The organism is Sphingobium rhizovicinum, assembly GCF_042647625.1.
Classification (GTDB): Bacteria; Pseudomonadota; Alphaproteobacteria; order Sphingomonadales; family Sphingomonadaceae; genus Sphingobium; species Sphingobium rhizovicinum.
In genome coordinates, this window is sequence record NZ_JBHRVU010000004.1 from 2,702,375 (window position 1) to 2,728,391 (window position 26,017).

At 63.5% G+C, this 26,017-nt stretch carries 29 protein-coding genes; 12 read left to right on the forward strand and 17 right to left on the reverse strand.

The annotated features are described in order from the left end of the window. Positions 1–61: 61 nt before the first annotated feature. The 8 genes from ACFOKF_RS14210 to ACFOKF_RS14245 all read right to left on the reverse strand — a co-directional run bounded on the left by ACFOKF_RS14210 (position 62) and on the right by ACFOKF_RS14245 (position 8,119). The gene (locus ACFOKF_RS14210; protein WP_380797812.1) at positions 62–1,504 is read right to left on the reverse strand and encodes a UDP-N-acetylmuramoyl-L-alanyl-D-glutamate--2,6-diaminopimelate ligase; all 1,443 of its coding nucleotides are present in this window, start codon (positions 1,502–1,504) and stop codon (positions 62–64) included. Next, a complete protein-coding gene (locus tag ACFOKF_RS14215) occupies positions 1,504–3,207 on the reverse strand; it encodes a peptidoglycan D,D-transpeptidase FtsI family protein (RefSeq protein WP_380796411.1) in 1,704 nt (567 codons plus the stop codon). The genes ACFOKF_RS14210 and ACFOKF_RS14215 overlap by 1 nt, the downstream gene beginning before the upstream one ends. Next, positions 3,207–3,857, reverse strand: coding sequence for a colicin transporter (locus ACFOKF_RS14220; protein WP_380796413.1), 651 nt, complete (start codon positions 3,855–3,857; stop codon positions 3,207–3,209). Before ACFOKF_RS14220 ends, ACFOKF_RS14215 begins: the two co-directional genes overlap by 1 nt. Continuing rightward, positions 3,854–4,810, reverse strand: a complete 957-nt coding sequence (gene rsmH, locus ACFOKF_RS14225) for a 16S rRNA (cytosine(1402)-N(4))-methyltransferase RsmH (protein WP_380796415.1) — start codon at positions 4,808–4,810, stop codon at positions 3,854–3,856. The genes ACFOKF_RS14220 and rsmH overlap by 4 nt, the downstream gene beginning before the upstream one ends. Further along, positions 4,807–5,304: a division/cell wall cluster transcriptional repressor MraZ gene (locus ACFOKF_RS14230; protein ID WP_380796417.1), complete on the reverse strand. Its 498-nt coding sequence runs from the start codon at positions 5,302–5,304 to the stop codon at positions 4,807–4,809. Before ACFOKF_RS14230 ends, rsmH begins: the two co-directional genes overlap by 4 nt. Positions 5,305–5,511: 207 nt before the next feature. Then, positions 5,512–6,741: a DUF4350 domain-containing protein gene (locus tag ACFOKF_RS14235; RefSeq protein ID WP_380796418.1), complete on the reverse strand. Its 1,230-nt coding sequence runs from the start codon at positions 6,739–6,741 to the stop codon at positions 5,512–5,514. 44 nt (positions 6,742–6,785) lie between these two features. Next, entirely contained in the window at positions 6,786–7,082 is a 297-nt protein-coding gene (locus tag ACFOKF_RS14240; protein ID WP_380796419.1) for a hypothetical protein, read from the reverse strand. Positions 7,083–7,123: 41 nt separating this feature from the next. Next, positions 7,124–8,119, reverse strand: coding sequence for a cysteine synthase A (locus ACFOKF_RS14245; RefSeq protein WP_380796421.1), 996 nt, complete (start codon positions 8,117–8,119; stop codon positions 7,124–7,126). Between the two features lie 186 nt (positions 8,120–8,305). On the opposite strand from ACFOKF_RS14245, the gene ACFOKF_RS14250 reads away from it, so the two are divergent. From ACFOKF_RS14250 to ACFOKF_RS14260, 3 genes are all read left to right on the forward strand, one after another. Beyond that, a complete protein-coding gene (locus ACFOKF_RS14250; protein ID WP_380797814.1) occupies positions 8,306–9,289 on the forward strand; it encodes a cell wall hydrolase in 984 nt (327 codons plus the stop codon). Between the two features lie 348 nt (positions 9,290–9,637). After that, the gene (locus ACFOKF_RS14255; protein WP_380796423.1) at positions 9,638–9,766 is read left to right on the forward strand and encodes an entericidin A/B family lipoprotein; all 129 of its coding nucleotides are present in this window, start codon (positions 9,638–9,640) and stop codon (positions 9,764–9,766) included. A 129-nt stretch (positions 9,767–9,895) separates the two neighbouring features. Next, the gene (locus ACFOKF_RS14260) at positions 9,896–10,279 is read left to right on the forward strand and encodes an excalibur calcium-binding domain-containing protein (protein WP_380796424.1); all 384 of its coding nucleotides are present in this window, start codon (positions 9,896–9,898) and stop codon (positions 10,277–10,279) included. Positions 10,280–10,393: 114 nt separating this feature from the next. On the opposite strand, the gene tatC is transcribed toward ACFOKF_RS14260, so the two are convergent. From tatC to ACFOKF_RS14305, 9 genes are all read right to left on the reverse strand, one after another. Continuing rightward, the gene (tatC, locus tag ACFOKF_RS14265; RefSeq protein WP_380796425.1) at positions 10,394–11,173 is read right to left on the reverse strand and encodes a twin-arginine translocase subunit TatC; all 780 of its coding nucleotides are present in this window, start codon (positions 11,171–11,173) and stop codon (positions 10,394–10,396) included. Then, positions 11,170–11,619 (reverse strand): Sec-independent protein translocase protein TatB, encoded by a 450-nt coding sequence (gene tatB / locus ACFOKF_RS14270; protein WP_380796427.1) that lies wholly within the window; start codon positions 11,617–11,619, stop codon positions 11,170–11,172. Before tatB ends, tatC begins: the two co-directional genes overlap by 4 nt. A 29-nt stretch (positions 11,620–11,648) precedes the next feature. Then, a complete protein-coding gene (locus tag ACFOKF_RS14275) occupies positions 11,649–11,891 on the reverse strand; it encodes a twin-arginine translocase TatA/TatE family subunit (protein ID WP_380796429.1) in 243 nt (80 codons plus the stop codon). 28 nt (positions 11,892–11,919) lie between these two features. Then, on the reverse strand, positions 11,920–12,513 hold the full coding sequence (gene scpB / locus ACFOKF_RS14280; protein WP_380796431.1) for an SMC-Scp complex subunit ScpB: 594 nt from the start codon (positions 12,511–12,513) through the stop codon (positions 11,920–11,922). After that, positions 12,510–13,295, reverse strand: coding sequence for a segregation and condensation protein A (locus ACFOKF_RS14285; protein WP_380796432.1), 786 nt, complete (start codon positions 13,293–13,295; stop codon positions 12,510–12,512). The genes scpB and ACFOKF_RS14285 overlap by 4 nt, the downstream gene beginning before the upstream one ends. Then, complete coding sequence (nagZ, locus tag ACFOKF_RS14290) at positions 13,292–14,305, reverse strand: beta-N-acetylhexosaminidase (RefSeq protein WP_380796433.1); 1,014 nt, start codon at positions 14,303–14,305, stop codon at positions 13,292–13,294. Before nagZ ends, ACFOKF_RS14285 begins: the two co-directional genes overlap by 4 nt. A 119-nt stretch (positions 14,306–14,424) precedes the next feature. Continuing rightward, the gene (locus tag ACFOKF_RS14295; protein WP_380796435.1) at positions 14,425–15,147 is read right to left on the reverse strand and encodes an SPOR domain-containing protein; all 723 of its coding nucleotides are present in this window, start codon (positions 15,145–15,147) and stop codon (positions 14,425–14,427) included. Between the two features lie 10 nt (positions 15,148–15,157). Further along, positions 15,158–16,882: an arginine--tRNA ligase gene (gene argS / locus ACFOKF_RS14300; protein ID WP_380796437.1), complete on the reverse strand. Its 1,725-nt coding sequence runs from the start codon at positions 16,880–16,882 to the stop codon at positions 15,158–15,160. A gap of 117 nt (positions 16,883–16,999) precedes the next feature. Next, positions 17,000–17,608 (reverse strand): hypothetical protein, encoded by a 609-nt coding sequence (locus ACFOKF_RS14305; RefSeq protein WP_380797816.1) that lies wholly within the window; start codon positions 17,606–17,608, stop codon positions 17,000–17,002. 156 nt (positions 17,609–17,764) lie between these two features. On the opposite strand from ACFOKF_RS14305, the gene ispH reads away from it, so the two are divergent. The 9 genes from ispH to ACFOKF_RS14350 all read left to right on the forward strand — a co-directional run bounded on the left by ispH (position 17,765) and on the right by ACFOKF_RS14350 (position 25,950). Further along, positions 17,765–18,724, forward strand: a complete 960-nt coding sequence (gene ispH, locus ACFOKF_RS14310; RefSeq protein ID WP_380796438.1) for a 4-hydroxy-3-methylbut-2-enyl diphosphate reductase — start codon at positions 17,765–17,767, stop codon at positions 18,722–18,724. Positions 18,725–18,727: 3 nt separating this feature from the next. Next, complete coding sequence (gene thrB, locus ACFOKF_RS14315; protein WP_380796439.1) at positions 18,728–19,705, forward strand: homoserine kinase; 978 nt, start codon at positions 18,728–18,730, stop codon at positions 19,703–19,705. 54 nt (positions 19,706–19,759) lie between these two features. Continuing rightward, positions 19,760–20,221 carry a ribonuclease HI gene (rnhA, locus tag ACFOKF_RS14320; RefSeq protein ID WP_380796441.1) on the forward strand — a complete coding sequence of 154 codons (462 nt, stop codon included), beginning with the start codon at positions 19,760–19,762 and terminating at the stop codon, positions 20,219–20,221. A gap of 260 nt (positions 20,222–20,481) precedes the next feature. Beyond that, the gene (locus ACFOKF_RS14325) at positions 20,482–21,015 is read left to right on the forward strand and encodes a hypothetical protein (RefSeq protein ID WP_380796442.1); all 534 of its coding nucleotides are present in this window, start codon (positions 20,482–20,484) and stop codon (positions 21,013–21,015) included. After that, positions 21,012–21,236, forward strand: coding sequence for a hypothetical protein (locus tag ACFOKF_RS14330; protein WP_380796443.1), 225 nt, complete (start codon positions 21,012–21,014; stop codon positions 21,234–21,236). The genes ACFOKF_RS14325 and ACFOKF_RS14330 overlap by 4 nt, the downstream gene beginning before the upstream one ends. Then, positions 21,233–21,724 carry a hypothetical protein gene (locus ACFOKF_RS14335; protein ID WP_380796445.1) on the forward strand — a complete coding sequence of 164 codons (492 nt, stop codon included), beginning with the start codon at positions 21,233–21,235 and terminating at the stop codon, positions 21,722–21,724. The genes ACFOKF_RS14330 and ACFOKF_RS14335 overlap by 4 nt, the downstream gene beginning before the upstream one ends. Continuing rightward, positions 21,721–22,392 (forward strand): hypothetical protein, encoded by a 672-nt coding sequence (locus ACFOKF_RS14340; RefSeq protein WP_380796447.1) that lies wholly within the window; start codon positions 21,721–21,723, stop codon positions 22,390–22,392. Before ACFOKF_RS14335 ends, ACFOKF_RS14340 begins: the two co-directional genes overlap by 4 nt. Before the next feature lie 448 nt (positions 22,393–22,840). Beyond that, positions 22,841–23,350 (forward strand): hypothetical protein, encoded by a 510-nt coding sequence (locus ACFOKF_RS14345; protein ID WP_380796449.1) that lies wholly within the window; start codon positions 22,841–22,843, stop codon positions 23,348–23,350. Between the two features lie 8 nt (positions 23,351–23,358). Beyond that, positions 23,359–25,950, forward strand: coding sequence for a hypothetical protein (locus ACFOKF_RS14350; protein WP_380796450.1), 2,592 nt, complete (start codon positions 23,359–23,361; stop codon positions 25,948–25,950). The last annotated feature ends 67 nt before the right edge of the window (positions 25,951–26,017 follow it).

Here is a 26,017-nt window from a genome sequence, read left to right on the forward strand (position 1 = left end):
ACCGTCGCGCGCATGAGGTTCTCGACAAGCTCGAACCGAACGGTTGATGGTGCGTGATGCATCAACCCGCGCACTCCCGCGCGACGGTGACGTCGTCAAAGGGCAGGACGCGGTCGCCGATGATCTGGCCCTGCTCATGCCCCTTGCCCGCCAGCAGGACGATGTCGTCGCCCCCGGCCTGACCAATGGCGGCGGCGATGGCGGCGCGGCGGCCGCCAATCTCTTCGGCCTGCGGTGCGCCGGCCAGCACGGCGGCGCGGATGGCGGAAGGTTCTTCGGAACGGGGGTTATCGTCGGTGACGATGACATGATCGGACAATTCTGCCGCGACCTTGCCCATCAGCGGCCGCTTGCCCGCATCGCGATCTCCGCCCGCGCCGAACAGGGTGATGAGGCGGCCCTTGGTATGCGGGCGCAGCGCTTCGATCGCGGCCTTCAGACCATCGGGGGTATGGGCATAGTCGACATAGACCGGCGCGCCCGCGCGGCTGATGACGGCGCGCTCCAGACGGCCGCGCACTGGCTGGACCCGGCCGAGCAGTTCCAGCACCTTGGCCGTGTCGCCACCGGTGGCGATGACGAGGCTGGCGGCGGTCAGCGCATTGGCGGCCTGATAGGCGCCGATCAGCGGCAGATTGACCTTGTACGACTTGCCGTCCGCTTCGATGTCCAGCGTCTGGCCCAACTGGGTCGGGGTGCGGTTGGCGAGCCGAAGGGCCTGCCCCTGCACCCCGACGCTCAGCACACGAAGCCCCCGCTTCGAGGCCCGCTGGATGACCTTGTCCGACCATGCGTCGTCCGCCCAGACGATGGCCGCGCCATCGGGCGCGACCACTTCGTCGAACAGACGCATCTTGGCGTCGAAATAGCTGTCCATGTCGCCATGATAATCGAGATGATCGCGCGACAGGTTGGTGAAGGCGCCGGCAAGAACCGGCAGACCTTCGGTGCGATACTGGTCCAGGCCATGGCTGGACGCTTCGAACGCGGCATGGGTGATGCCTTCGCGCCGAAGCCCCGACATGTTGGCGAGGAAGGTGACGATGTCGGGCGTGGTAAGGCCGGTCGACACCTGATCGACCGATGTGGTGACGCCCAGCGTGCCGATCGACGCGGATTTATGACCCATCATCCGCCAGAGCTGGCGGGCGAGTTCGACTGTGCTGGTCTTGCCATTGGTGCCGGTGACGGCGACGGTCACGTCCGGGAAGGGCGCGAAATAGCGCGCGGCCATCTGGGCGAAGATGCGGCGGGGATTGGCATGGGCGATATGGATCGCGCCTTCCACCTTCGCTTCGGGGCGGGCGACCACGGCGATGGCGCCAGCCTTCACGGCTTCGGGGATATAATCCTCCCCATTGACGCGCAGGCCCTGAAAGGCGCCGAAGATGGTGCCCGGCGCGACTTTGCGATTGTCGATGGCGAAACCCGTCACGGACGAGTCGAGGCCGGTGATGGCACCGACCTCGACGTCCAGCTCCTCGATTAGCGACCCGAGGCGCATCACTCTTTCTCCTTGTCGCCGTGCAGCAGCGGCATCAAATCCGAAATATCCACGTCCCGCCGCTCATCCGGCATGACCCCCAGCATCGGCCCGGTCCGTTCGATGACGCGCTTCACCACCGGCGCGGCGGTCCATGCGGCGGTGCGCAGACCATATTGGCCCGTCGCCTCGTCCATGATCGCGATCACGACATAGCGGGGATTGTCCATCGGGAAGGCAGAAGCGAAAGTCGTCACCAGCGAAGTCTTGTTATAGCGCCCTTCCTGGGGCTTTTCGGCCGAACCCGTCTTGCCGCCCACCCGGAATCCCTTGGCGTCGGCACTACGCCCTGTACCCGCCGACACGATCATCCGCAACAGTTGCCGCATCCGCGCGCTGGTGGCGGCGGAAAATACCCGGCGTCCTTCCGGCACTTCATCGACGCTGAGCTTGCGCACGGTCGCCGGGCGCCAGATACCGCCATTGACCAGCGCGGCATAAGCCGTGGCCAGATGCAGCGGGGTAACGGCGATGCCATGACCATAGGAGGTGGTCATGCTGGTGATGCGGCCCCAACTGGAGGGCCACAGCCCCCCGGCGCGCTCGTTGAACTCGATCGGCGCGCGCTGATCGAAATCGAGGCTGCGGAACAGTTTTTGCAACGGCGCGGCACCCATTTCGTCGGCGATGCGGGCGGTGCCGATGTTCGACGAATGGACGAGGATTTCCGGCACGTTGATCCAGCGGCCAAGCGGGTGATCATCCTTGATGCGGAAGCCGGCGACGGCGAGCGGCGCGGTCGCGTCATACCGCTTGCTCATCGACGTCACCACACCGGCATCCATGGCCGCAGCGATCGACAACGGCTTGAAGGCGGAACCCAGCTCATAGCGCGCCTGCACCATATGGTTGCAGAGCGGCGATTCGGAGCAGCGCTTCCCAGCGTAATTTTGCAACTTGTTGGGATCGAACACGGGCAGCGACGCCATGGCGATGATTTCACCGGTGTTGGCGTCCAGGATGATGCCGCCTGCGCCCTTCGCGCGGGTCTGCACCAGCTGCGCATAAAGTTCGCTTTCCAGCGCGCCCTGCACCCGGCTGTCGATCGACATGGCGAAAGGCTTGTTGCGCTGCGCAGCGTCGGTCAGACGGTCGTTGAACGCCGCCTCGGCGCCCATGCCGCCCGCACCCTCTGCATTGGGGGCAAAGCCCAGCACATGGGCGGCCAGCGTGCGCTGCGGATAGAGGCGCTCCTTTTCGCGCGGAAATTCGATGCCGATTTCACCCAGCGCATTCACCGCAGCCACTTGTTCGGGCAGCGCGCGGCGGCGCAGATAGGCCCAGCCCCGGCCGGTCAGCTTCTTGTAGAAGGCCGATTCGGACTCTTCGGGGAAAATCTGATGCAGCTTGCGCGCCAGTTCGGCCGGATCGCCGATCAGCTTGGACGGGCGGACGGCGACGGAATAGGCGTCCATGGTGCGCGCCAGCGGCACCCCGTTGCGATCGACAATGTCGGCGCGCGCGGGAACGAAGGCGGAGAGGGCATCATCGCCCCCCGCCCCATGCGCAAAAATGCCGACCCAAAGGAGCCGGCAGATCACAAGACCCGTAATGCCCATGAACATCAGCAACAACAGCATCAGCCGGTTGTGGGCGATGGCGGTCAGGTTGACCCGCTGCCGCCCGGCCCGCGGCCCGCCGGGCTGGACGATGATCGTGGCCATCAGCGCGCCTCCTTGCGCTTTTCGCGCGCCGCCTTCGCGGTCAGATCGCCCAGTGTGCTGTCATCCAGCAGCTTGGCGTCCAGCATCGCCATCCGTTCCGCCTTGCGCGCGATCGGATTGGGGCGCGACACATCGGCATCGGCCTTCGCCTGCTGCACCGGGGTCTTGGGCGCGGGCTTGGGCAGCTTGTCGACATTGTCGGCGGCATGCGCCTCCCGGATCACGGCGATGTCGCTGCGGATCTGGGTCGCGGCAGGACTTTCGGGCGCTTTTTGCGGGGCGGAGGGCAGATCGGCGGGGGTTTCCACCATCGCCACCATCACCGGCGGCGCAACATAATCGGGACCGTTGGGCTGAACGCCGTCCAGATGGGCGAGCGCCTGCTCCCCGCCCAGATATTGCTGAGCGGTGGGCGTCGCATACATGAAGTCATGCTGGTTCCAGTTTTCCAGCTGACGCATGGAGGCGCGCGCGCTGAATTCCGTTTCCAGATAGCGGATGTCAGCCCTGGTCGCGGAAATCTGCGCCCGAACCTTCATCAGTTCGTTCCGCTCGGTCGCGACCTTGAGCGACACCATATAGGCGCCGAGCGCCCCCAGTGCGACGAGGATCACCCAGATCAGGCTCTGCAACCTCTTGACTGCAATCATGACCGAGAACTCCGGGGCGACATTTGGGCGGGGGCAGAGGTGCGAATGGCGGACCGCAAGGTGGCGGATCTGGCGCGGGGGTTGCGGGCCAGTTCGGCTTCACCGGGACGCACCGCCTTTGCGGGCTTGGCGAAGCTGGGCTGCGGACCGGCGGCGCGTTCGGGCAAATGCCTGGACCCCGCCCCTTCGCCACCGCTGCGCTTGCGCAGAAACTGTTTGACGATGCGGTCTTCCAGACTGTGGAAGGTGACGATCGCGAGCCGGCCGCCCTCTTCCAGCAGCGCCTCGGCCGCGTCGAGGGCCAGTTCCAGCTCCTCCAGTTCGCGGTTCACATGGATGCGGATCGCCTGGAAGGTGCGGGTCGCCGGATCCTTCTTGTCATGGGGCTTGTGACCCAGCGCCTTGCGCACGACAGCCGCCAACTGGCCGGTGCGCTCCAGCGGGCGCGCGTCCACGATCGCGCGGGCGACGCGGCGCGATTTGGGTTCATCGCCATAACGATAGATGACGTAGGCGATCTCTTCCTCAGGGGCATTGTTGAGGAAATCGGCGGCGCTCATGCCGTCCTGGCTCATCGTCATGGTGAGCGGACCATCCGACTGGAAGGAAAAGCCGCGCTCCGCCCGATCGAGCTGCATCGAGGAGACGCCGATGTCGAGCGTGATGCCCGACACTTTTTCGATGCCTCGCTCCGCCAGCAATTCCGCCATACGGGAAAATTCGCCGGGGATGAGCGTGATGCCATGAGCCTGCGCCACGCCCTGCCCTTCGCGAATCGCATCAGGGTCGCGGTCAAAGGCGAAGACGCGCGCGCCGGCGCGGGCCATGGCGCTGCTATAGCCGCCCGCGCCGAAGGTGCCGTCGACATGGATTTCGCCGGGGGTGATGGCGAGGGCGTCGAGGACTTCATCGATCAGGACAGGGATGTGCGGGGCGTCGACGGGGGCGCTCACTTACCACCCCCCGCCGCGCGCGCATCCAGCCAGCGCTTCACCTTGTTGCGGATCAGCGCAGGACGGTCGGGGCTTTCAACCAGCGCCTCCGGCTTCCAGATCTGGAAATAGCGACCAACGCCGTAGAAGAAGATGACGTCCGTGATGCCCGCTTCTTCCTTAATATCGGGGTGGAGGAAGAAACGGCCGGCGTCGTCGAAATTCACGTCCTCGATCGTGCCGAGTCGGTTTTCGCGCTCCAGGTCGGCATTGAAATCGCGGCCGGCCTCATCGGCCTTCTGCTCCAGCTTTTCGACTTCCTCGAACAGGAACTGCTTGTGCGACAGGCCGAAGCCGGTGGCGCAGCCATTGCCGAAGTGGACCGACAGGCACAGGCGATTTTCGCCGCCGCTGGCCTGCTTGACCAGCTTGCGCATCTCCAGGGGCAGCACGAAACGGCCCTTGCCGTCCGCGACGCTGAATGCGTTGCCCGAATAGAGAATGACGTCCGACACGCTGGCAACCTGACCCCTTGTTCTTAGGGCACAGGCCATCCGTCGCCGGAATCACGAGAAACACCATCCAGCGCACAGGACAACGCAAAGCCTGACGAACCCCAATGCTGGTTTTCCTACCAAGCATAGGGGGCGACTGCAATGGGAAAGCATGGGTGAAGTTGGGAAAAGACGGTGAAATGCGGGACTAACCGGATTTGTTACCTTTCATTGTGCCATCTTCTCCTTTTGTTCCGGACTGAAACCTGGTCTTTCCCGACGAAACAGCAGCGCACCCATGATCGCCCATGCCATCCCAGCCAGAAGCGCCCTGCCGACAGCCTGCGCGACTCCCTGCACATCCTGCATCCAGCGGCGGTCACCGGGGATCGACGCGCCGCCCAGCCAGTGGACGACGCGCGCAGGCGTATCGGCCACCCAGTAGCGCGGATCGAGGGGGCGTGCGGGATCGGCGAGCCAGAGCCGGTCGTCGATCGGGTCGGCATCGCCCAGCAACAACACTTCCCCCTTCCCCATCGGTTTGCGATGCACGATCCAGTCACTTGGCCCAACGATGCGATCTTCCGCCCCGGTCAGAAACAACTGCACGCCCGACAGGGTGATGACATAGCCGTCAGGCGTCCGATCACGGATTTCCGCTCTTTTTATATCGATTGGACGAAAGCCCCAATGGGTCAGCAGCGGTTGCAACAGGCTGACGGACGGGGCGCGGCGGCGATCGCCCAGCGGCAGTGCGGAAGGCCAGCGCAGCAACGGGTCGGCCAGCACCAGCACCGTGCCGCCATCGCGCACCCACTGGTCAATCGCCACCATCTGCTCCGGCGTCAGCGCACGCGACTGAGCCAGCAGCAGACGACACGCACCTGACGCCTTGAGTTGAAGCGGATCATCCAGCGGTGTGACGGTGAAGCGCGTGCGCAGGACCGTGACGATTGGCGCATCGCGCGGCCCGGCCCTTCCCAACTCGTCCCAGAAGAGTGGCAGTCCGGTGATAACGGCAAGGTCGGGACGATCCGGGACAGGATGGACCGGCTGGGCCGGACCGCGCCAGAGGAGGAGAGCGGCGAGGAGCAGCAAGAATAGGGACAGACCAGCACTTCGGGTTCTCGACAGGCTCGAACCGAACGGAGGTGAGTGCAAAAGCGCGCCACCTGACACGGCGAGCACGCCCACCACCAATAGCCCCAGCGCCGCCAGCGGATCGGACGACCGGGCGGCGGCGAGCGCACAGAAGAGCAGAACCGACCCGACGCCGCCCAGCGCCAGCCAGATGCGCATCCGCCAGCCGCGCTGCCCCAGCGCAAACCCCGCCGCCGCCAGCATCCCGGCAACTGGCACACCCCAATCCCATGGATCAGCCTGCCCGGTCAGAAATGCGCGATAGAGACCGGCGAGAAAGATGCCGACCGAAGGCAGCCACAGCCATAGAAAGCGCACGCAGCCCGCCTTCATCGGCGGTGGTCCGACTCGCCCCGCACGGTTCAGCGCTGCTGCTGGGCGGGGTCGCGATTGCGGATATTGGGATCGGGTTGAAGATCGGGCACGATCGGCGCCTGTTCAGGCGCGGGCTGCACGCCCAGTTCGGCCAGCGGCTCCTTGGGCGAGACGGCGTTCTGGGTCAGGGTCGGCACCACCGGCGGCGGCAGCGACGCGTCGTCGATCCGCGCCTTGTCGATCACGATATTGGCCAGCCCCACGAGCAGCACGACACCGGCCAGACCCGTCAGACCGATCTGGACGCGCTGCAACCCTTCCTGCCGGCGAGGTGTTTCAGCCATGCTCTTGCCTTTGACCTCTTCGTCGCGACCCGTGTCGGCGATCATGCAGTCTGCGCGAGCCAGGGGAAGACCGTCAAGCCCTTAGATTCCAGCCATTGCCGGTTGTAGAGGGTCGAGAGATACCGGAAGCCAGTGTCGCACAATATCGTCGCGATCCGCTTGCCCGTCCCCAGATGCTTCGCCAGCGCCACCGCGCCCGCGACATTGATGCCCGACGACAGGCCAAGGCACAGCCCTTCTTCGGCCAGCAGCCGGCGGACCCAATGCAGCCCCTCCTCATCCGAAATGCGGAACTGCGTATCGATCGGCGCGCCTTCCAGATTGGCGGTGATGCGGCCTTGCCCAATGCCTTCGGCAACGCTGCTGCCTTCAGCCTTCAATTCGCCATGGGCGTAATAATTATAGAGCGCCGCACCATGCGGATCGCTGAGCGCGATGACAATATCCTCATCCTTGGCCTTGAGGCCCAGGCCCACGCCCGCGATCGTGCCGCCGGTGCCGGCTGCGCAGGTGAAGCCGTCGATGCGACCATCCATCTGCGTCCAGATCTCCTCGGCCGTGCCGGCGATATGCGCCTTGCGATTGGCGATATTGTCGAACTGGTTGGCCCAGACCGCATTTTCCGTCTCTTCGGCAATACGGCGGCTGGTGTGGACGAAATGGCCGGGGTTGGAATAGGGCGCGGCGGGCACCGTCACCAGTTCCGCGCCCAGCGCGCGCAGCGTGTCCATCTTCTCCCGGCTCTGGGTTTCGGGCATGACGATAATCGACTTATACCCCTTGGCATTGGCGACCAGCGCCAGGCCGATGCCGGTATTGCCCGCCGTCCCTTCGACAATGGTGCCGCCGGGCTTGAGCAGGCCCTTTTCCTCGGCATCGTTGACGATGAACAGCGCGGCGCGATCCTTCACCGACGCACCGGGATTGGCGAATTCGCATTTCGCGAAAATGTCGCAGCCCGTTTCTTCGGAGGGGCCGGCGAGGCGCACGAGCGGGGTGTTGCCGATCAGCGCAAGACTATCAGATTGGAGCAGCATGGGGAGACGCATAGCGGAGGCGGCGCGCCTTTGCCAAGCAAGGGATTGCTGCATCGCCCCAAGGCGCATTTTGTCGCGCCTGTTAACCCGCCATGCCCCGGACGTCCCATCGCGGCACGGGGACAAATCGTTGAGGAGTTGGCAGGAAGATTGGTGTATGGGCGGGCCATGCGGAACAGCGGGATCATGCAGGGCTGGAAAAGGCCGGACTGGCAAGGTTGGGGCTGGAAAGCCCATGGCGCGATCCTGCTGATCGCGCTGCTGGCGCTGGTCGCCCCGCGCCTGATCACCGCCGCGCCGCTCGACATGCTCGACGGCGGACAGGCGGAGCGCTTTGTCGATCCGGCCGAGGAAGTGGGACAGAATTTTCCCGGATCGGCCTTTTTCTTTGCGGAGGGCGCCTTCGATCCGACGCCCGGCGTCGAGACGGTGAAGAGCGAACATGTGCTGGGGCTGGAGGCGGTGAAGGCCGCTCCCGCCGTCCTCTTTCGCGGCCTAACCCCGCTCGACAGCTATCGCGCGCTCAACTGCCTGACGTCCGCCGTCTATTATGAAGCGGGAAGCGAGCCGGAAGATGGCCAGCGCGCCGTGGCGCAGGTGGTGCTGAACCGGGTGCGCAGCCCGCTCTGGCCCAACACGGTCTGCGGCGTCGTCTATCAGGGATCGGAACGCACCGATTTCCATTGCCAGTTCACCTTCAGCTGCGACGGATCGATGGCGCGGATGCCGGCCGCCGCGGCATGGGTGCGGGCGCGCCGGGTGGCGAGCAATGCGCTGGCCGGGCAGGTGTATGCGCCGGTCGGCCTGGCCACCCATTATCATACGCTGGCGGTGCGACCCGACTGGTCCTCCAGCCTTCAGGCGGTCGCGGTGATCGGCGCGCATATCTTCTATCGCAATCCGGGCTTCAACGGCACGCCCGCCGCCTTCCAGATCGCCTATCTGGGGCGCGAGACGATTTCCGGCCCGGCGCGGACGAGCTGGCCCGCCAAGCCGGTGCAGCCGGTCGAGATGCTGACGGCGCCATCCGCCGCCACTTCTTCCCCCGCCATGCCCGTCGCGCCGCCCACCGGCTGGATCCCCAAATCCAGCCTGCCCGCGCCTGACGACGGACTGCCGGAATCGACCATTCGCCCGGAATATCGCAACAGCGGCCGCCCGCTCATCTGACATTCTGCCTTTCGAGAGCGATTTTTCTTCGGTTAATCGCCAGTAACCAACGAACTGCTTGTTATCGCGGCAAATAAAAAAATCGATTTTTCGAGCCTGAACCGGAACCTTCCCGACCCTTGAGGGGTTCTACATTTCGGATAGCAAATCTTTTGCCCCCCGCTCTTGCTATCCACAAAATATGAGCCCGGAACGTATCTCCCCCCCGACGCGTTCCGGGCTCAGCATTTTTGGGGCACTTCCCATTGAAATCATTATTCTTTTCGGCATCGGAACGGATCAGCCGGGCGCGGGTTCTTTCCTGCGTCGCCGCCACGGGCGGCCACGAAGTTTTGGAGGAGATATTCGATGACGAAGAAAATCCTGGCCGCACTGCTGCTTACTGGGTCGCTTATGGTTTCGGCGTGCAACACGGTCGAAGGCGCAGGCCGCGACGTACAGAGCGCCGGCAAGGCCGTGGAGCGCTCGGCAAACTGAACCGAGAGCCTGATCGAGGCTTTCTATCGAAGCCCGCCTCCGCCGAGGCGGGCTTTTTTATGCGTCCGGCCCGATCGCAACCGAACCTTTACCCCGACCTGCCATCCCTGCGGCATGGTAAGCAACAGCATGGCCATCAAGACCGTTTTTGGCGCCGTGGTCATCGGACTGGTCGGCGGCATGGCGACGCGGAATGGCGATAGTCCGCCGGCGGTCGCCGCCGCCCGGCAAGTCGACACGCAATGGCGACCGACGCGCAACAGCATTGGCGATCAGACGCCGATGTCGGCCGCTGAACTGGATGGCCAGCAACCCGCCAGCGCTGGCCGGGAAAGCGTGAATGTCCAGCGATCCAACCAGACCGTCGGCGCGGGCAATAGCTGGTCCTATCGCAATTGCCGGGAGGCACGCGCAGCCGGCGCCGCCCCGCTCTATCGTGGCCAGCCCGGCTATGGCGCGCATATGGACGGCGATAATGATGGAATAGCCTGCGAACCCTATCACCCACGATAGGGTTTAGAATATGTTCCGATCATTCTGAATCGGAACATATTCTATTTTTCTTTTATTTTCCGCATTTTCCGAGTCAGCAGATGATGCCATCTGCTTTGAAAATGCTCTAAGCCGTCAGGCAGCCGCTTCTTCGGTCGCCTCATCCTTCGCCTGCTTCCGATCCGTGAACCAGATGGCGATAATGGTGATTTCGTAGAGTAGCAGCAGCGGGATGGCGAGCATCAGCTGCGACACCACATCGGGCGGTGTCAGCACCGCCGCCAGGATGAAGGCCGCCACGATCATGTAGCGGCGCAGACCGATGAGTTGCGCCCGCGTCACAAAGCCCGCCCGGTTGAGCAGCATCAGCAGCACCGGCATCAGGAAGCTGATGCCGAAGGCGAGGATGAACTGCATGACGAGGCCCAGATAGCTGTCCGCGCTGGGCAGCGCCTCGACCGAGAGGCCGCTGCTGTTGCCCTGAAATTCCAGGAAGAAATGGAAGGCGGTGGGCATCACCACGAAATAAGCGAGACTGGCCCCCATCGCGAACAGGAAAGGCGTTGCCAGGATGAAGGGCAGCAACGCCTTCTTTTCCTTGGCGTAAAGACCCGGCGCGACAAAGGCCCAGAGTTGATTGGCGATGATCGGGAAAGACAGGCAGAAAGCGCCGAATACGGCGATCTTCACCTGAACGAAGAACGCCTCATACAGCTTGGTATAGACCAGCCGGCCGCCGCCATCCCCGAACGCCTCCTTGAGCGGATGGACGAGGATGGCGAAGAGCTGCTCCGAAAAATAGAAGCAGATCGCGCCAGTGACGAACAGCGCATAGACGCATTTGAGCAGGCGACTGCGCAGTTCGATCAGATGGTCGAGCAAGGGCGCCTTGCTGTCGTCAATATCGTTGATCATGCCGCAGCATCACCTTTGGGCGGCTGAGCCGCCGGCCCCGCCAGATAGGACGGGCCTTCCGGAGCAGGAACGGCAGGCGCCGGGGCAGAAGTCGCAGGCGCCGATTCGACGACAAAGGCCGGCTTGTCGTCGACCGGCGCGGATTGCGCGACAAAGGCCGGCTTATCCTCCGCCGGCGCAGGCAGCACTTCATTGGCGGGCATGGGTTCGGGCGGATGCTCGTCCATGATCCGCTTGTTCTGCGCGGCCCATTTCTTTTCCAGCTCTTCCAGCTCCACTTCGCGCACCATGGCGTCGATGCCAGTGCGGAAATGGCGGGCCATGCCCTGCGCCTTGCCCACGATCTGCCCCACCTTGTAGAGCGCGCGCGGCAAATCCTTCGGCCCGATCACGATCACAGCAATGATCACGATCACCAGAAGTTCGGACGAATCGATGCCAAACATGCGGGACTATCGGCCTGTGCTGGAGAGGATCAGGCCTTGGTCTTTTCTTCGGTCGCGCTCGGGCTCGGCGCGTCCTGTTCGGGCACGCGATGGCCTTCGATGCGCGTCGCCGGCTTGGCGGGCGGAACGTCGTCGTCCTCGGCCATGCCCTTCTTGAAGCTCTTGATACCCTTGGCCACGTCACCCATCAGGCCGGAAATACGGCCGCCACCAAATAGCAGCATGACGACCAGGAGCACGATCACCCAGTGCATCAGCGAAAAGGAACCCATTTTTCAATACTCCTAGTAGAGCGCCTATCTAGGCCTCTTCCTCATCATTTTCCACAACGGATTGGCCGGCCAGACCCTCCAGCGCCAAATCCACCGGATCGAGCAGACCTGCGGCCCGCAAATCCTCGATTCCTGGCAGGTCGCGGCGGCTGCTAAGCCCGAAATGCGTCAGAAATTCTACAGTCGTCGCATAAATGAGCGGGCGACCGGGCACTTCGCGGCGGCCGGCGGGGCGAACCCAGCCCGCCTCCATCAGCACGTCGAGCGTCCCCTTGGCCACCTGAACCCCACGAATCGCCTCTATTTCCGCGCGGCTAACGGGTTCATGATAGGCGATGATCGCCAGCGTCTCCATCGCCGCGCGCGACAGCTTGCGCGGTTCATCCTTTTCGCGCCGCAAGATATGGGCAAGGTCGGGCGCGGTCTGGAAATGCCAGCGCCCGCCGCGCTCGACCAGATTGACGCCACGTCCGGCATAATCGGCGGCGATAGTGCGCAAGGCTGCGTCCAGATTGCCACCCTCCCCGACATGCAGCCGGATCTCGGCCGGGGTCAGCGGCGTTTCCGCCACAAACAGCGCAGCTTCCACGGCGCGCAGATAATCATCGGGTTCTGGATTCATAGTAACGATCCGCTGGCAGGGTCAGGCACATGGGAGCGCAGATAGATGGGCGCGAAAATCCCGTCCTGCTGAATATCGAGCCGCCCCTGCTTCGCCAGTTCCAGTGCGGCGACGAAGCTGCTGGCCAGCGCCGACTTCGCCTTTGGCGGATCGATGTCCGGGGGCAGGAATGATTCGAGGCGGGTCCAGTCGATCGCCGCGCCAACCAGCGACCCGACCCGCTGGAGCGCCTCATCCAGGGTCATCACCGGACGCACGGCGATGGTGTGGATGACCGGCTGGGTGCGGGCGCGGATCTGGCCATAGGTGGCGATCAGGTCATAGAGGCTGGCCCGCCACTGCGCCTTCTTTACCAGCCGCAGCCCTTCGGGCTTGCGCCGGGGAAAGACATCCCGGCCGATCCGGTCACGCGCCATCAGCCGGGCGGCGGCGTCGCGCATGGCGTTCAGCCGCTGGAGCCGCAATTGCAGCCGCAACGCCAGTTCTTCCGGACTGGGATCAGGCTGTTCCTGTTTCGGCAGCAGCAGCGAGGATTTGAGATAGGCGAGCCAGGCCGCCATCACCAGATAATCGGCCGCCAGTTCCAGCTTCAACTGGCGCGCGCTGTCGATGAAGGCCAGATATTGCTGCGTCAGGGCCAGGATCGAGATTTCGCGCAGATCGACCTTTTGCGAGCGCGCAAGGGTGAGCAGCAGATCGAGCGGCCCTTCCCAATGGTCGAAACTAACGGTCAGCTGGTGCGGCGCGGGAACGGCCGGAGGGCTGAACAGGTCTTGCGTCAAGCGGCCACCAGCCCGAGCAGCGAATCGCGCGTCGCCAGCAGTTCGTCGATCGGCGGCTGGTCCGCCCCCCGCGTGACCGACGCCATGGCGCGATCAAGGCGTCCGCGCGACAGGTCGCTGATGTCGGACAGGCGATCGGCAATGCCGACCATATCGTCCATCTTGCCGAAACAGTTGAGCGCAATGTCGCATCCTGCCGCGATCACGCCCGCGGCAAGATCGGGAATGCTGCCCTGCAACGCCTTCATATCCAGATCGTCGGACATCAGCAGCCCGTCAAAGCCGATCCGGTCGCGGATGATCCCGCCAATCACGGTCGGCGACAGGGTCGCCGGGCGCTCCGCATCCCATTCGGTATAGACGACATGGGCGGTCATACCCATCGGCGCATGCCGCAGCGTGCGGAAGGGCGCGATGTCGGTGTCCAGCGCATTAAGGTTGGCGTCCACCACCGGCAGTTCCAGATGGCTGTCCACCAGCGCACGGCCATGGCCGGGGATATGCTTGACGATGCCGACCACACCGCCTTCGGCCAGCCCCTCCAGCGTGGCGCGGCCCAACGCGGCGACGCGCATCGGTTCGGCGCCCAGCGTGCGATCGCCCATGATGTTGCTCGCGCCCTCCTGTCGCACGTCCAGCAACGGCAGCGCATCGACGGTGATGCCGACCTCTGCCAGCGTCAGGGCGATGGCGCGGGCATTGGCGCGCGCCGCCGCGATGGCGCTGGACGGCGCCAGATCATAGAGGCGATCGAACACCGCGCCGGGGGGGAAGGACGGCCAGACGGGCGGCTGCATCCGCGTGACGCGCCCCCCTTCCTGATCGATCATGATCAACAGGTCGTCGCGGCCATGCAGGCTGCGCAGATCGTCGGTCAGCGCGCGTAACTGGGCGCGATCCACGATGTTGCGCTTGAACAGGATATAGCCGGCGGGCTGCGCTTCGATGAAGAAGGCGCGCTCGTCGGGGGTAAGGGCTTCGCCGGCAAGGCCGAAAATGACAGGCTTCATGGCGTATATGGTAGCGGGCCGTTGGGGCGCTGTCGAAGCGCAAATGGCGCTTCGGCCATAACATCAGGCCATAAGCACGATCAGGCCGGCCCGCTTGTCCACCACGCCGGCCCGATCGATCAGTTGACCACCATGCAGCTTTCGCCTGCGACCTTCAGCTTGCCGCAAATCATGCTTGCCTGCGCTCCGGCGCTGGCGCGCAGACGATAGACGGTGCTGCCGCCGACTTCAGCCGGCTCGATCGAGGTGGCGAGCGGCGCGAGATAGGCGAAACGCTTCGACAGTTTGGACCAGCCATCCTTGGCGACGGCCGCACTTCCATAGGCCCCCAGCTGGATCGTGCCGCTGGCCGCAGCCTTGGGCGCTGCGGCCTTGGGCGTGACGCTGGTTTCATCGGCAACGCGCGCGGTGACGCTGGCGGCTGGCTTGGCGGGGGCAGCGGGTCGCGCGCCGGCCGGTGCGGGCGCCGTCTTGGCGATGGGCGCTTCGGGCACGCGGCTGGGATCGATGCGGCCGTCACGGGCCACGCCTTCGCTCGCGGCGAAGCTGGCGTCGCCTTCGCCCGCGAACTTCTTGGCGTCCGCCTCATTGGCGGCGATCTTGTAGCTGTCGGTCGGCGCAGCGATCAGCTGCCCCTCATTCGCGCCGCCGCCGCCATTGCGGTTCTGCACCGCCCATATGCCGGCAACCACTGCGCCGATCAGCACCAGCCCCAGAATGATGAGGCCGAGCAGCCGCAACGGCGAAATGCCGTCATCGTCCGCATCGTCCATCGCCGGTTCGAGCCAGGGCAGACGATCTTCATCGTCCAGATCCAGTCGTCCCCGCGCATAATCACCCATGGTCAGAGCCTCACTGCATTTCCGTCAGGGCCGCGACGCCCATGAGGGCAAGGCCATTGCGGATAATCTGCCCGATTCCCTGCGCGAGGAAAAGCCGGGTGGCGGTGATTGCCGGATCGTCCGCCAAAATGACGCGCGCGCGCGGATCATCATTGCCCATATTCCACCAGCCATGGAAGGCAGAGGCCAAATCGTTGAGATAGAAAGCGATCCGGTGCGGTTCGCGCGCCTGCGCCGATCCTTCGACCACGCGCGGGAATTGGGCGGCGAGTTTGACCATGGCGAGTTCCGCCGTCCCAAGAAGGGACAGGTCGGGTGCGGGCAGATCGATTCCCGCTTCCTGCGCGCGACGGCCCAGCGAGGAAATGCGCGCATGGGCATATTGCACGTAGAAAACGGGATTGTCCTTCGACGCCTCCACCACCTTGGCAAAGTCGAAGTCCATCTGGGCATCGGCCTTGCGCGTCAGCATCGTGAAGCGGACCACATCCTTGCCCACTTCGCGCACCACATCGGCCAAGGTCACGAAATTGCCGGCGCGCTTGGACATTTTCACCGGTTCGCCATCCCGCAACAGGCGGACCATCTGGATCAGCTTGACGTCGAACCGCGCCTTGCCTTCGGTCAGGGCGGCGACGGCGGCCTGAATGCGCTTGACCGTGCCGGCATGGTCGGCGCCCCAGATGTCGATCAGCTGATCGGCGTTCTGGGCCTTTTGATAGTGATAGGCCATGTCGGCGCCGAAATAGGTCCAGCTGCCGTTCGACTTCTTGATCGGGCGATCCTGATCGTCGCCGAATTTGGTTGAGCGGAACAAAGGCAGTTCGACCGGCTCCCAATCGTCGGGCAATTCGCCCTTGGGCGCTTCGAGCGTGCCGTCATAGACAAGGTCATGGGCGCGCAGCCAGGCTTCGGCCTGTTCGGGCTTGCCCGCCGCCTGCAATTCCGCTTCCGACGAGAAGATGTCGTGATGGATGCCGAGCAGCGCAAGGTCGCTGCGAATCATGTCCATCATCCTGGCGACGGCAAAGGTGCGGAACAGAACCAGCCAGTCGCTTTCCGGCGCGCCGACGAACTTGTCGCCATGCTCGGCGGCCAGCGCCTGCCCCACGGCGACCAGATAGTCGCCCGGATAGAGTCCTTCAGGAATGGCGATCGTTTCGCCCAACGCCTCGCGATAACGCAGATGCGCCGAGCGGGCGAGCACATCGACCTGACCACCCGCATCATTGATATAATATTCGCGGATCACCTTATGCCCGGCATATTCCAGCAGCGTGGCGAGCGCATCGCCCACCACCGCGCCGCGGCAATGACCCATATGCATGGGGCCGGTAGGGTTGGCCGAAACATATTCGACATTGACGGTAACGCCCTGCCCGAAATCGGACCGGCCATAATCGGCGGCGTCGGCATGGATCGCGGCGAGTTCCGCCCGCCAGGTCGGATCGGTGAGCGTCAGATTGATGAAGCCGGGACCGGCGATGGTCGCGCTTTCCACTTCGTCCAGCGCCTGCAATTTCGCCACGATCGCGTCGGCCAGAGCGCGCGGATTGGTGCCGGCGGGCTTGGCCAGCACCATCGCGGCGTTGGTGGCGAGATCGCCATGGCTGGGGTCGCGCGGCGGCTCGACCGTCACCGGCTTGCGGTTGAGGCCGGCGGGCAACACGCCATCGGCCTCCAGCGCGTCGAGCACGGCGTCGAGGTGAGCGGTGAAACGGGTGTAAAGGGACAAGGGACGAAACTTTCCTGCAAGTTCCGTTCGCCCTGAGCCTGTCGAATGGCCGCTCTTTTCTGCAAAAAAGGGCTGGGCTTCGACAAGCTCAGCCCGAACGGTTGAATGGGGCCGCGCTTAACGGGTCGCGTTATATTTGAGCTGGTCCTGGGTCAGGTTGAAACCCACGAGCAGCTCGAAGCTGGTTCGCTGCAACGCCGCCTTGACGTCCGGCTGGGCGAAGGGATCGATCGCGGCGTCGGCGTCGCCCGCCTTGCGCTTCTGCGTGATCTTCTGCTGGATGTCCGTTGGCAGGGTCGCGGCGGCCTTGTTCACATAGGAACCGGCCTTGGCCTGCGCGCTGGCGCGATATTCGCCAGCGGCGAAATTCAGCGTGACCTGACCGATGCGCTTGGCGACGACGGCGTTACCGCCCTGCACCACGGCCGAGAAATAGGGCAAAGTCACCTGCCGCGCCGCGCCGGCATCGCTGCGGCGCGCATTCACGGTGAAGGTCGCTTCGGTGTAGAATTGCGCACCATCGGCGCAGGTCGAGCGCAGATCGGTGATGTTCGCCACCACATCGATTGCCGACGCATCGGTGCTGTTTGCCGGGTTGAACAGCGTAATATCGCCGGTCTGCGCCGGAATCGCCGCCGTCGGGCAGGCCGATCGCACCGCGACGATGCCGCCGGTCGCATCGATTTCACCCCGACGCGAACAACCGGCCAGGGCCAAAGCCAGCATAGCAGTCAGGGCGATAGGAGACAGTTTCACAGACAGATATTCCTTGTCATGGCCCACAGAACCGGACGCTTTGCGCTTCCTTATCCATCCGCCGCCCGGCACGCAACCGCAAGGAAGCGGCTTTCATCCCGAGCGACATTCGCCTAAGCGGCAGGCATGACCGACGCGCCCGCCAACCTGCCGCCCATGACCTTGCTGATCGCCGCCCCGCGCGGCTTTTGCGCGGGGGTCGACCGCGCGATCATCATCGTGGAGCGGGCGATCGAGAAATATGGCGCGCCGGTCTATGTCCGCCACGAAATCGTCCACAACAAGTTCGTGGTCGACAGCCTGAAGGCCAAGGGCGCGATCTTCGTCGAGGAACTGGATCAGGTGCCCGATGGCGTGCCGGTCGTCTTTTCCGCCCATGGCGTGCCCAAGGCGGTGCCGGCCAAGGCGGAGGAGCGCGGCCTCGACTATCTGGACGCCACCTGCCCGCTGGTCAGCAAGGTCCATCGCCAGGCCGAACGGCAGGTCGAAGCCGGCCGGCATATATTGTTCATCGGCCACAAGGGGCATCCCGAAGTGATCGGCACGTTCGGGCAGGTTCCGGCGAACACGATGACCCTGATCGAGACGGTGGAGGATGCGGAAGCCTTTGCACCCGCCGATCCCGACAATCTGGCGTTCCTGACTCAGACCACCCTGTCGGTGGACGATACCGCCGCGATCGTGGCGACGCTGGAGCGCCGCTTCCCCAGCATCGCCGCGCCCAAGGGCGAGGACATCTGCTACGCCACGTCGAACCGCCAGACCGCCGTCAAGGCGATCGCCGCACAGTGCGACGCCGTCTATGTGATCGGCGCCCCAAACAGCAGCAATTCGCTGCGCCTGGTCGAAGTGGCGGAGCGCGAAGGCACCCCTGCCCGCCTGATCCAGCGCGCAGCCGACATTGATTTCGCTTGGCTCGACGGGGTGAAGACGCTGGGCCTGACCGCCGGCGCCTCCGCCCCCGAAGTGCTGGTGCGCGAGGTGGTGGAGCGGATCGGCGAGCGCTTCACGGTCGAGGAACAGCAGGTGGAAACGGCGAAGGAGAATATCGCCTTCAAGCTGCCCCGCGGACTGGAGACGGCTTGAGCCATGGCTGTCTACACCCATGTTCCCGCCGAAGAGATTGACGCGTTCCTGCTGCGCTATGACGCCGGGCGGCTGGTGTCGGCCAAGGGCATTGCCGAAGGCGTGGAGAACAGCAATTATCTGCTGGAAACCACCGGTCCCGACGGCAAAGGGCATCGCTATATCCTGACCCTGTATGAAAAGCGGGTGGATGAGGCGGATTTGCCTTTCTTCATGGACCTGCTGGATCATCTGGGCGCACGCGGCTGCCTCGTCCCCCGCTTTATCGCCGACCGGGAAGGCAAGCGACTCCAGCAGCTTTCGGGCCGCCCCGCCTGCCTGATCGAATTTCTGACCGGCATTTCGCTGACCGAACCGACGCCGGGTCAGGCGCGCGCCGCCGGCGCGGCGCTGGGCGAATTGCACAAAGCGGCGCAGGGCTTTTCGGGCGAGCGGCGCAATGCGCTCGACAAGGATGGCTGGCATGCGCTGGCGGCGCGGTGCGGCGCGGATTTCGACCAGATCGAACCGGGCCTGGGCGCGCGCGTGGCGCAGGAACTGGCCTTTCTCGACGCTCATTGGCCCGACGACCTGCCCCGCAGCGTCATCCATGCCGATCTGTTCCCCGACAATGTGCTGATGCTGGGAGACGAGGTCACGGGCCTGATCGATTTCTATTTCAGCTGCACCGACATTCGCGCCTATGATCTGGCCGTGACCCACAGCGCCTGGTGCTTCAGCAATGACGGCGCGACCTGGTTTGGCGAGCGCGCGACAGCGCTGGGCGAAGGCTATAGCCGGGCGCATGGCCTGAGCGAGGCCGAGCGCGCCGCTTTTCCGATCCTGTGCCGGGGCGCGGCGCTGCGTTTCCTGCTGACCCGCGCCTTCGACTGGATCAATACGCCGGCCGACGCGCTGGTGACGCGCAAGGATCCGCTCGCCTATCTGCGCCGTCTGGACTTTTACGCCAGCGCGAACCCGGTCGAATTGCTGGGCGCCTAATCCCTGAAATTCGTTCTGTTCTCGACTTCGCTCGAACCGAACGGAGGAGAGAATATGACCGATCTTCCCCATGTCGACATTTTCACCGACGGCGCATGCAAGGGCAATCCCGGCCCGGGCGGCTGGGGCGCGGTCCTGCGCTTTGGCGAAACGGAGAAGGAAATCTCCGGCGGGGAAGCGCAGACGACCAACAACCGCATGGAGATGATGGCGGCGGTCGAAGCGCTCAATCTGCTCAAGAAGCCCTGTCAGGTCACGCTCTACACCGACAGCAAATATGTGATGGACGGCATCACCAAATGGGTGTTCGGCTGGCAGAAGAAGGGTTGGCGCACCGCCGACAACAAGCCGGTCAAGAATGTCGAAATCTGGCAGGAACTGGTGAAGGCCGCGGCGCGCCACAAGGTTACGTGGCAATGGGTGAAGGGCCATGCCGGCCACCCGGAAAATGAACGCGCCGACAAGCTGGCCTGCGCCGCGGCGGAGAGTTTCCGGAAATTGTCGCGTCCGGCATAAGTTGTCGACGAGACCCGGCATAAGTTGTCGATAGGTTACGGCTCGGACTGATGTTCGAGCCGTAACTACTTAAAATACAATATAATTGTGATTTGGATCGCATAAGTTGGCGACGACACCTCAGAAGGTTCCCGTCACTTAAAAATAATTTCGGGTCACCTGAATCCAAATCCGTTCTTCTTACGTTCCCGCTTTCCGGATGACATTCTCATCCAGAAACCGCAGCCGGCTAAGTCGTCGGCGAACGTGGGGAGAAACCCATGCGTAACTTTGCCCTCGAGGGCGAGATCGCGGCGCAGTCGCTGCATCTCGTCGGATCACTGAGCTACTGGCGGACTCTGCCCGCCCCGACATTCCACCAGCATAGGCGGGTCGTCGAGACATCGGTCGCGAGCATCGTGTCCGTAAGCCGCCTTGCACCAGACAACCTCATTGCCGAAATGACCTACGCGGTCGAAGAAGAGCGGATCGCGGTCTGGAACGACCTGTGCTTGCGCTTTTCCTCCATCGACAGGATGACCGGCGGGATCGCTGCGGAAATCAGCGGCAGCTGCGCCGCGCTTTCGGCCGCAGAGGTCGATCCGCTCGGCATGGTACTGCTGCTGAACCGTCTGAGCCAACCCTTCGTTGCCGCCGACCTCGATCAGCGCATTGGAGTCGCGGCATCCTGGCTTGCCTCACACGGCACCATCCTCAACCCTACCACCCTCGCCGAAGTCGACTGGGATCAGTCGTATCGGGAGATTCAGTCCTACGACGATAGTGAAGGTGCGCCCTGGGACGGTGCAGAATGATGCATCTCCATCCCATACACGCGCTGGGCTTCAGCACCGCACTCCTTGGACTGCTCGGAATCGCAATCGCGATCCAAGCGGCGCGCGGAGCTGCGACCCCGGCCCCGGGCGGTTCTACCAAATGGCTAACCTACGGGCTGGCCATGACCTTAGCCATCAATGCGGTCGTGGTGTCCGGTGGCATGGCCGTCGGCCTCCTGAACATGGAGGTGCGGCCATGATCGAGACCTATAACTATCCGCCAGATCTGCCGTGGGGCTATTGGCTGCAGACCCATCCGCAACCGGACGGCGGTCAGACCATCGTGATGGGCAACAAGGTCTATGATGGCGGCCTACGCCATGTGTTCTGGGAACACCGGCTCAACATGTGCGCCTGCCTCAAGTATGACGAGCAGCTGGATATGCTGCACGTCGCGCTGGACCGCCTGCATCGGCTCGACGATGATCTCGTTCCCGCCGTCGTCTTACGGGACATCTTCTGTCATGACGGATTCTGGCAGCACTACTGCTACTGGCTGAATTCGTCCGGCCTGACCTGGCACGGCAAGCATCCGCTTGATTCGCAGCGCCTGACCCCTGAAGGCCGGGCGGTTCGGCTCATGCTTCGTATGACCTCGGCCCTGTCAGAAGGAGCGGTTCCAAGGCAGATCGCCGCGAACCGAGGTGCAGCGAAAATGCTGGCCCTGCTCCCAGGCGATGAACGATGAGCGCGCTTGTCGCATTCACCGCCGTTGCCGTCACGACGGTCAGCAAGCCGGCTACCATGTCCCGCACGTCATGGACCTACGAAGTTCCAACGGCGGTCGGTTTCCTGTCATACCGCCCTCACCTGGACGAAGCCGATCGCTTCGACCTCGCCATCCGGTGCATCCGGTATTCAGAGCCCGACACAGCCATCGAAAGATGGACGTCCGCCAACATGCCCCAGGGACTGCTGGCTGGCTGGGATCTCGAGAACCGGCTGGACGGCGTGCCAGACGATGCCCCGGATGCCAGCGTCGATCGTATCCACCGCACCGATCTGAAGAAGGGGCGCCTGATCGATCTCTCGACTTTGGCACCGCATGGGGCCAGCTTCCGATCGACCTGCATGGATCACAGGATCGACGTCGACACACGCGACGACGGCCAGCGCTTCGATGACTTCTACACGACGAACGCGGGTCCTGCGGAACTGGGCATCATCGTGGACACCATTGCGACCTTCAGACTGACGCTGGCTCTAGGGCTGTCGGAAGTACGTCGCGGCGCAGAAATGCGGGCCGGTGCCGAACATGATCTCGCTCGTTGGCTGGAAACCATCGGCGAGGATTCCGGCCTGCGATTGCCAAAAATAGGCACATCGCCAAGGATAGAAGGTCCGTCCGGAGCGTGAGGCACAGAGGGGCGGCGCTGCTCTTGCTAGTGCCGTCCCACCCTGCCCCTTCATCTTGGATCATGGCAGTCGGTATAAAGTGAGCGACAGGCCGCCCAAGTTTCGCCTTTACCTTCCGTAACATAACGCGGCCACTTTTGCCTTCGCACTATTGGCCTCACCGGATGCCCATCCTATAACCCCCTGACAGATACAGGGGGTGACGAATTGAACGTAATGCAGATTGAAAAATTGCAGGACCAGTTCGTCCAGGATCCGGCGTCAGGCCTTCCCACCAACCATGGTTCTCTGACCCGCACGGCGGCGATCGTGACTGCACCCGCAACGGCGTAACCCGCCATGCGGGTGAGCTTGTCGCGCTTGCCGCTTTCTCCTAGCCCACCACGCCGCCCGGCCCAACAGGACATACAATTATGATCAACGTCACCATCGCCTCGTCGCAGGCGGCATGCCAGAAGGCGGTTTCCCTGCCATCGAGCAGGAAGTGCAGGATGCCTCACAAGCAATGCAGCCACTCGATGGTCCATTGCGGATGCTGCCACACGAACTGGGCAGCCGTGCGGAATATCCTGCTTTCGATCGCAGCGATGCGAACGTAAAGTTCCTCTCGCAGATCGCGCGCCAGTATCTCGATCCGCTGGGCGTGGAATTCGGGTTACGCGCCGTGCGCCAGTCCCAAGGCTACATCGATGCTGCAACCGCGGCTGGTATCGGTGCTGACGAGGCCTTGGACAATGTGATCAAGCACAAGATCTTGCCGAAGCTCGCATTCGATTCCGCGCGTCCTGCAGCCAACGGGCGGCCGCGTCTCGAGCTGCTGATGGAACTGAGCGCCGAATTGACCAAGCGATTCGAAAATGCAGCCCTCGATCCGGACACAAGCAGCGTCACGGATCTGGAGCGCATGATCAAACTGGCCGAGGGCAACAACGGCATCATCAACTACTGGCTGCGCTGAACCATCCCATGGGGGTTCTGGCGCACTATCTCGACATCGAATGGGAGGCTCGAGGCATAGCGCGTCGGGTTGAGGTTTCGACCTATCCCATCGAGATCGAAACGGCTCCGGATGGCACCTTGCATGCCGAGGTGTCAATCTTCCGTGACCCAGCACCGTGGGTTGGCCTTCAGCTCTCCGGGGCTCTGACAGATGTCGAGCCATGCACCGTCAACGCCCAGGATGAGCGTCTGCCATGGCTAAAGGTGTCGGACGAACACGGCGGAACATGGTGGATCCCCGAGACAGGGTGGAACAAGGCGGGGCACAGGCACGTCTCGGAAATGCACCGCTCGTTCGGTTCGTTCTCGGTCGACCTCGGATCCAGCCGGAAGCTCATCCTCGACGCCGTGGCGCTGGAACTCGATCGGGCGCATGCTCAGGACTATCTGGACGATTTCAGGGATGAGCTCGTCTGGCTGGCAATAGGAAGCCGTACCGGCGCATTGGGAGAGGTTGGGTCGGACAGCAGCCGAGATCTTCTGGACGCCCTTCGTGCGTTCGCTGATACCGCTGGCCGCGTTCTTGAACATCCCGCGCGTGAAATCCGCGAAGTGACCGCCGCCACGGCAACCGCCAGGGTCCGCCCAAATTCGGAGACGTTCCGCGCTGTCATGCGCAGGCCGGGCGCTCGCACCTATCCCGGCCGTACCGCACAGGAAAGTGCTGACGTTCCCGAGAACCGCTATCTGCGCAGCCTTGTCCAACACTGTCGTCGCCTGGCCAGATCGGTCGCACGCTCTTCCAGCCACCATCAGGCTCATCTCACCGCCAGGGCAAATCGGGAGAGGTCGAGGGCAGCTGAACTGCTGGCCGTCGAAACTGTCGAGGTCGACCAGGAAATCTTCGACAACCAGCTTTCTGACATCCGTGCCCGCCTTGATGCCATCGCCACATGGCCGAGTTCTCCACTCGCGCCGGGGCAGACCGAACGGCTGTATCGGTTCACCGTCGGCAAGGAATTCGGGGGAGACGGGCGCGGAGCCAGGGAATTCTTTTATCGCAACCCTGACAGGGATGATCGGTACGACGGTCGCCAGGGGATCGATTTCAGCGTCGCCCGAGTCCCGGAAGACCTGCACGACTTGATCGTTGCCGCCTCCCGTTTCGACAAGGGCGTGCGCCTCGATCTCACCGGGAATGCGGAAATCACCACGTTCCAGACGTCGAACGACAAGACCGGGCGCCGTGCGACGTTCACCCAGATATCAAGTGCCCGCGCCCATTCGCCGGTCCTTGTGCGGCGCGAGGCGGCGCGATCCCGATATGAGCAGCATGGTTGGCGTCGACCAATCAGCCGCAGAGAACAGGAAGAATACCGCCTCGAGGCAAACAGTGCAGCCACGCGCGCCGACCACTTTGCAGAGCGCGGCGCGGGAAATGCAGCGATCTGCGCCGAACTGGACGCCGTTGCCAGCGCACTGGGGCAGCAGGACACCGGCTGGGAACACCTCAAGGTTCCCAGTAGCTCGGTGTTTCCGATGGGAATGCGCTTCTTCCAGTCGCCGATCTATGCTGCGGCGCTTGCAGCTTTCCAGAAGGTGTCGGTGCTCGAACGGCGCATAGGTCTCAGTGGCGACACACTCGATAGGCTGGGACGTATCAACACCCTGCATGCCAGCGCGCTCTACGAGCGCTGGTGCCTGATCAAGATCATCGGCATCCTCATGCAAGACTTCGGCTTCGAGCCGCAGGACGATTGGGTGGCTCATGTGGTTGCGTCCGTGACCCGGGCGCCAGTGCACAATGATCCTGGGTTTTCGCTGAGCTTCACCCGGGCCAATCCAGGGATGACCGCCTGTCTCGACGTCGAGCCGGTGCTGGCGAACGGTCGTCGACCAGACTTTCGCCTGCGCTTTACCGTTGGGGCCCCCCAAGGTGGGCGCCGGTCGATTTTTCGGGATTTTATGCCGCCTCAGTCCCGGTCTGGCTTGGTTATGGACGCCAAGTTTCGCACGCGGTGGAAGCCAGATGAGCTTTCCGCGATGCTGACGTTGCTGGTCGACATCAAGAAGTACGGCCAGGATGGGGACAAGGTCTTCATCCTGCAGCCCGCCAAGGCCGCAATCGAACACCGAACGTCTCCGCTCGGCTGGCGGCGAGATTGCGACTATGGGCAGAACAATCCCACCGGGCACGCTTATGGAAGCATCCAACTCGCTGCTGACCCTATATCGGGCGCTGCGTCACTGACCAACCTGCGCCGACTGATCGCCCTTGAACTGCAGCAGATATTCCCTGCGCCCGAGTCTGGAGAAATTCGGGATGGAAGCGGTGCGGGATCCTGGGGCAGGACAATGGAAGTATGCCGTTCAACCTCCACCTTTTGCATTGCTTGCGGCGAGGCCCACGAGCCGGCAGATGTGACGCCAGACCGTACGGAGAATGGAAACAGGAAATGGTATTTCCAGTGTCATAGGTGCGGGACCGGAACGATGCAGACCCACTGTTTCGGATGCGGGACGCCCTTGCATAAAAATGGCCAGCAGATGACCTATCACCTGACCGTCGCAGACCAGATTTCCAACGTGGTCTGTCACGATTGTGGCTCAGGTTTCTGATCGTGAATATGTTCTCAAAATTCATAGGACGATACGAAGGATGACACGTCTGATTTTTCGCGTGCAG

Excerpts from the sequence above, each read along its gene's own strand:
- ACFOKF_RS14240 (WP_380796419.1), bottom strand. The coding sequence starts at position 7,082 with ATGGCTGAAACACCTCGCCGGCAGGAAGGGTTGCAGCGCGTCCAGATC.
- rnhA (WP_380796441.1), top strand. The coding sequence starts at position 19,760 with ATGACCGATCTTCCCCATGTCGACATTTTCACCGACGGCGCATGCAAG.
- ACFOKF_RS14330 (WP_380796443.1), top strand. The coding sequence starts at position 21,012 with ATGATGCATCTCCATCCCATACACGCGCTGGGCTTCAGCACCGCACTC.
- ACFOKF_RS14340 (WP_380796447.1), top strand. The coding sequence starts at position 21,721 with ATGAGCGCGCTTGTCGCATTCACCGCCGTTGCCGTCACGACGGTCAGC.
- ACFOKF_RS14345 (WP_380796449.1), top strand. The coding sequence starts at position 22,841 with ATGCCAGAAGGCGGTTTCCCTGCCATCGAGCAGGAAGTGCAGGATGCC.
- ACFOKF_RS14215 (WP_380796411.1), bottom strand. The coding sequence starts at position 3,207 with ATGGCCACGATCATCGTCCAGCCCGGCGGGCCGCGGGCCGGGCGGCAG.
- ACFOKF_RS14260 (WP_380796424.1), top strand. The coding sequence starts at position 9,896 with ATGGCCATCAAGACCGTTTTTGGCGCCGTGGTCATCGGACTGGTCGGC.
- ispH (WP_380796438.1), top strand. The coding sequence starts at position 17,765 with ATGACCGACGCGCCCGCCAACCTGCCGCCCATGACCTTGCTGATCGCC.
- thrB (WP_380796439.1), top strand. The coding sequence starts at position 18,728 with ATGGCTGTCTACACCCATGTTCCCGCCGAAGAGATTGACGCGTTCCTG.
- ACFOKF_RS14220 (WP_380796413.1), bottom strand. The coding sequence starts at position 3,857 with ATGATTGCAGTCAAGAGGTTGCAGAGCCTGATCTGGGTGATCCTCGTC.
- ACFOKF_RS14275 (WP_380796429.1), bottom strand. The coding sequence starts at position 11,891 with ATGGGTTCCTTTTCGCTGATGCACTGGGTGATCGTGCTCCTGGTCGTC.
- scpB (WP_380796431.1), bottom strand. The coding sequence starts at position 12,513 with ATGAATCCAGAACCCGATGATTATCTGCGCGCCGTGGAAGCTGCGCTG.
- ACFOKF_RS14245 (WP_380796421.1), bottom strand. The coding sequence starts at position 8,119 with ATGCTGCTCCAATCTGATAGTCTTGCGCTGATCGGCAACACCCCGCTC.
- ACFOKF_RS14350 (WP_380796450.1), top strand. The coding sequence starts at position 23,359 with ATGGGGGTTCTGGCGCACTATCTCGACATCGAATGGGAGGCTCGAGGC.
- ACFOKF_RS14250 (WP_380797814.1), top strand. The coding sequence starts at position 8,306 with ATGCAGGGCTGGAAAAGGCCGGACTGGCAAGGTTGGGGCTGGAAAGCC.
- ACFOKF_RS14325 (WP_380796442.1), top strand. The coding sequence starts at position 20,482 with ATGCGTAACTTTGCCCTCGAGGGCGAGATCGCGGCGCAGTCGCTGCAT.
- tatB (WP_380796427.1), bottom strand. The coding sequence starts at position 11,619 with ATGTTTGGCATCGATTCGTCCGAACTTCTGGTGATCGTGATCATTGCT.
- ACFOKF_RS14305 (WP_380797816.1), bottom strand. The coding sequence starts at position 17,608 with ATGCTGGCTTTGGCCCTGGCCGGTTGTTCGCGTCGGGGTGAAATCGAT.
- tatC (WP_380796425.1), bottom strand. The coding sequence starts at position 11,173 with ATGATCAACGATATTGACGACAGCAAGGCGCCCTTGCTCGACCATCTG.
- ACFOKF_RS14335 (WP_380796445.1), top strand. The coding sequence starts at position 21,233 with ATGATCGAGACCTATAACTATCCGCCAGATCTGCCGTGGGGCTATTGG.
- ACFOKF_RS14210 (WP_380797812.1), bottom strand. The coding sequence starts at position 1,504 with ATGCGCCTCGGGTCGCTAATCGAGGAGCTGGACGTCGAGGTCGGTGCC.
- ACFOKF_RS14255 (WP_380796423.1), top strand. The coding sequence starts at position 9,638 with ATGACGAAGAAAATCCTGGCCGCACTGCTGCTTACTGGGTCGCTTATG.
- nagZ (WP_380796433.1), bottom strand. The coding sequence starts at position 14,305 with ATGAAGCCTGTCATTTTCGGCCTTGCCGGCGAAGCCCTTACCCCCGAC.
- ACFOKF_RS14295 (WP_380796435.1), bottom strand. The coding sequence starts at position 15,147 with ATGGGTGATTATGCGCGGGGACGACTGGATCTGGACGATGAAGATCGT.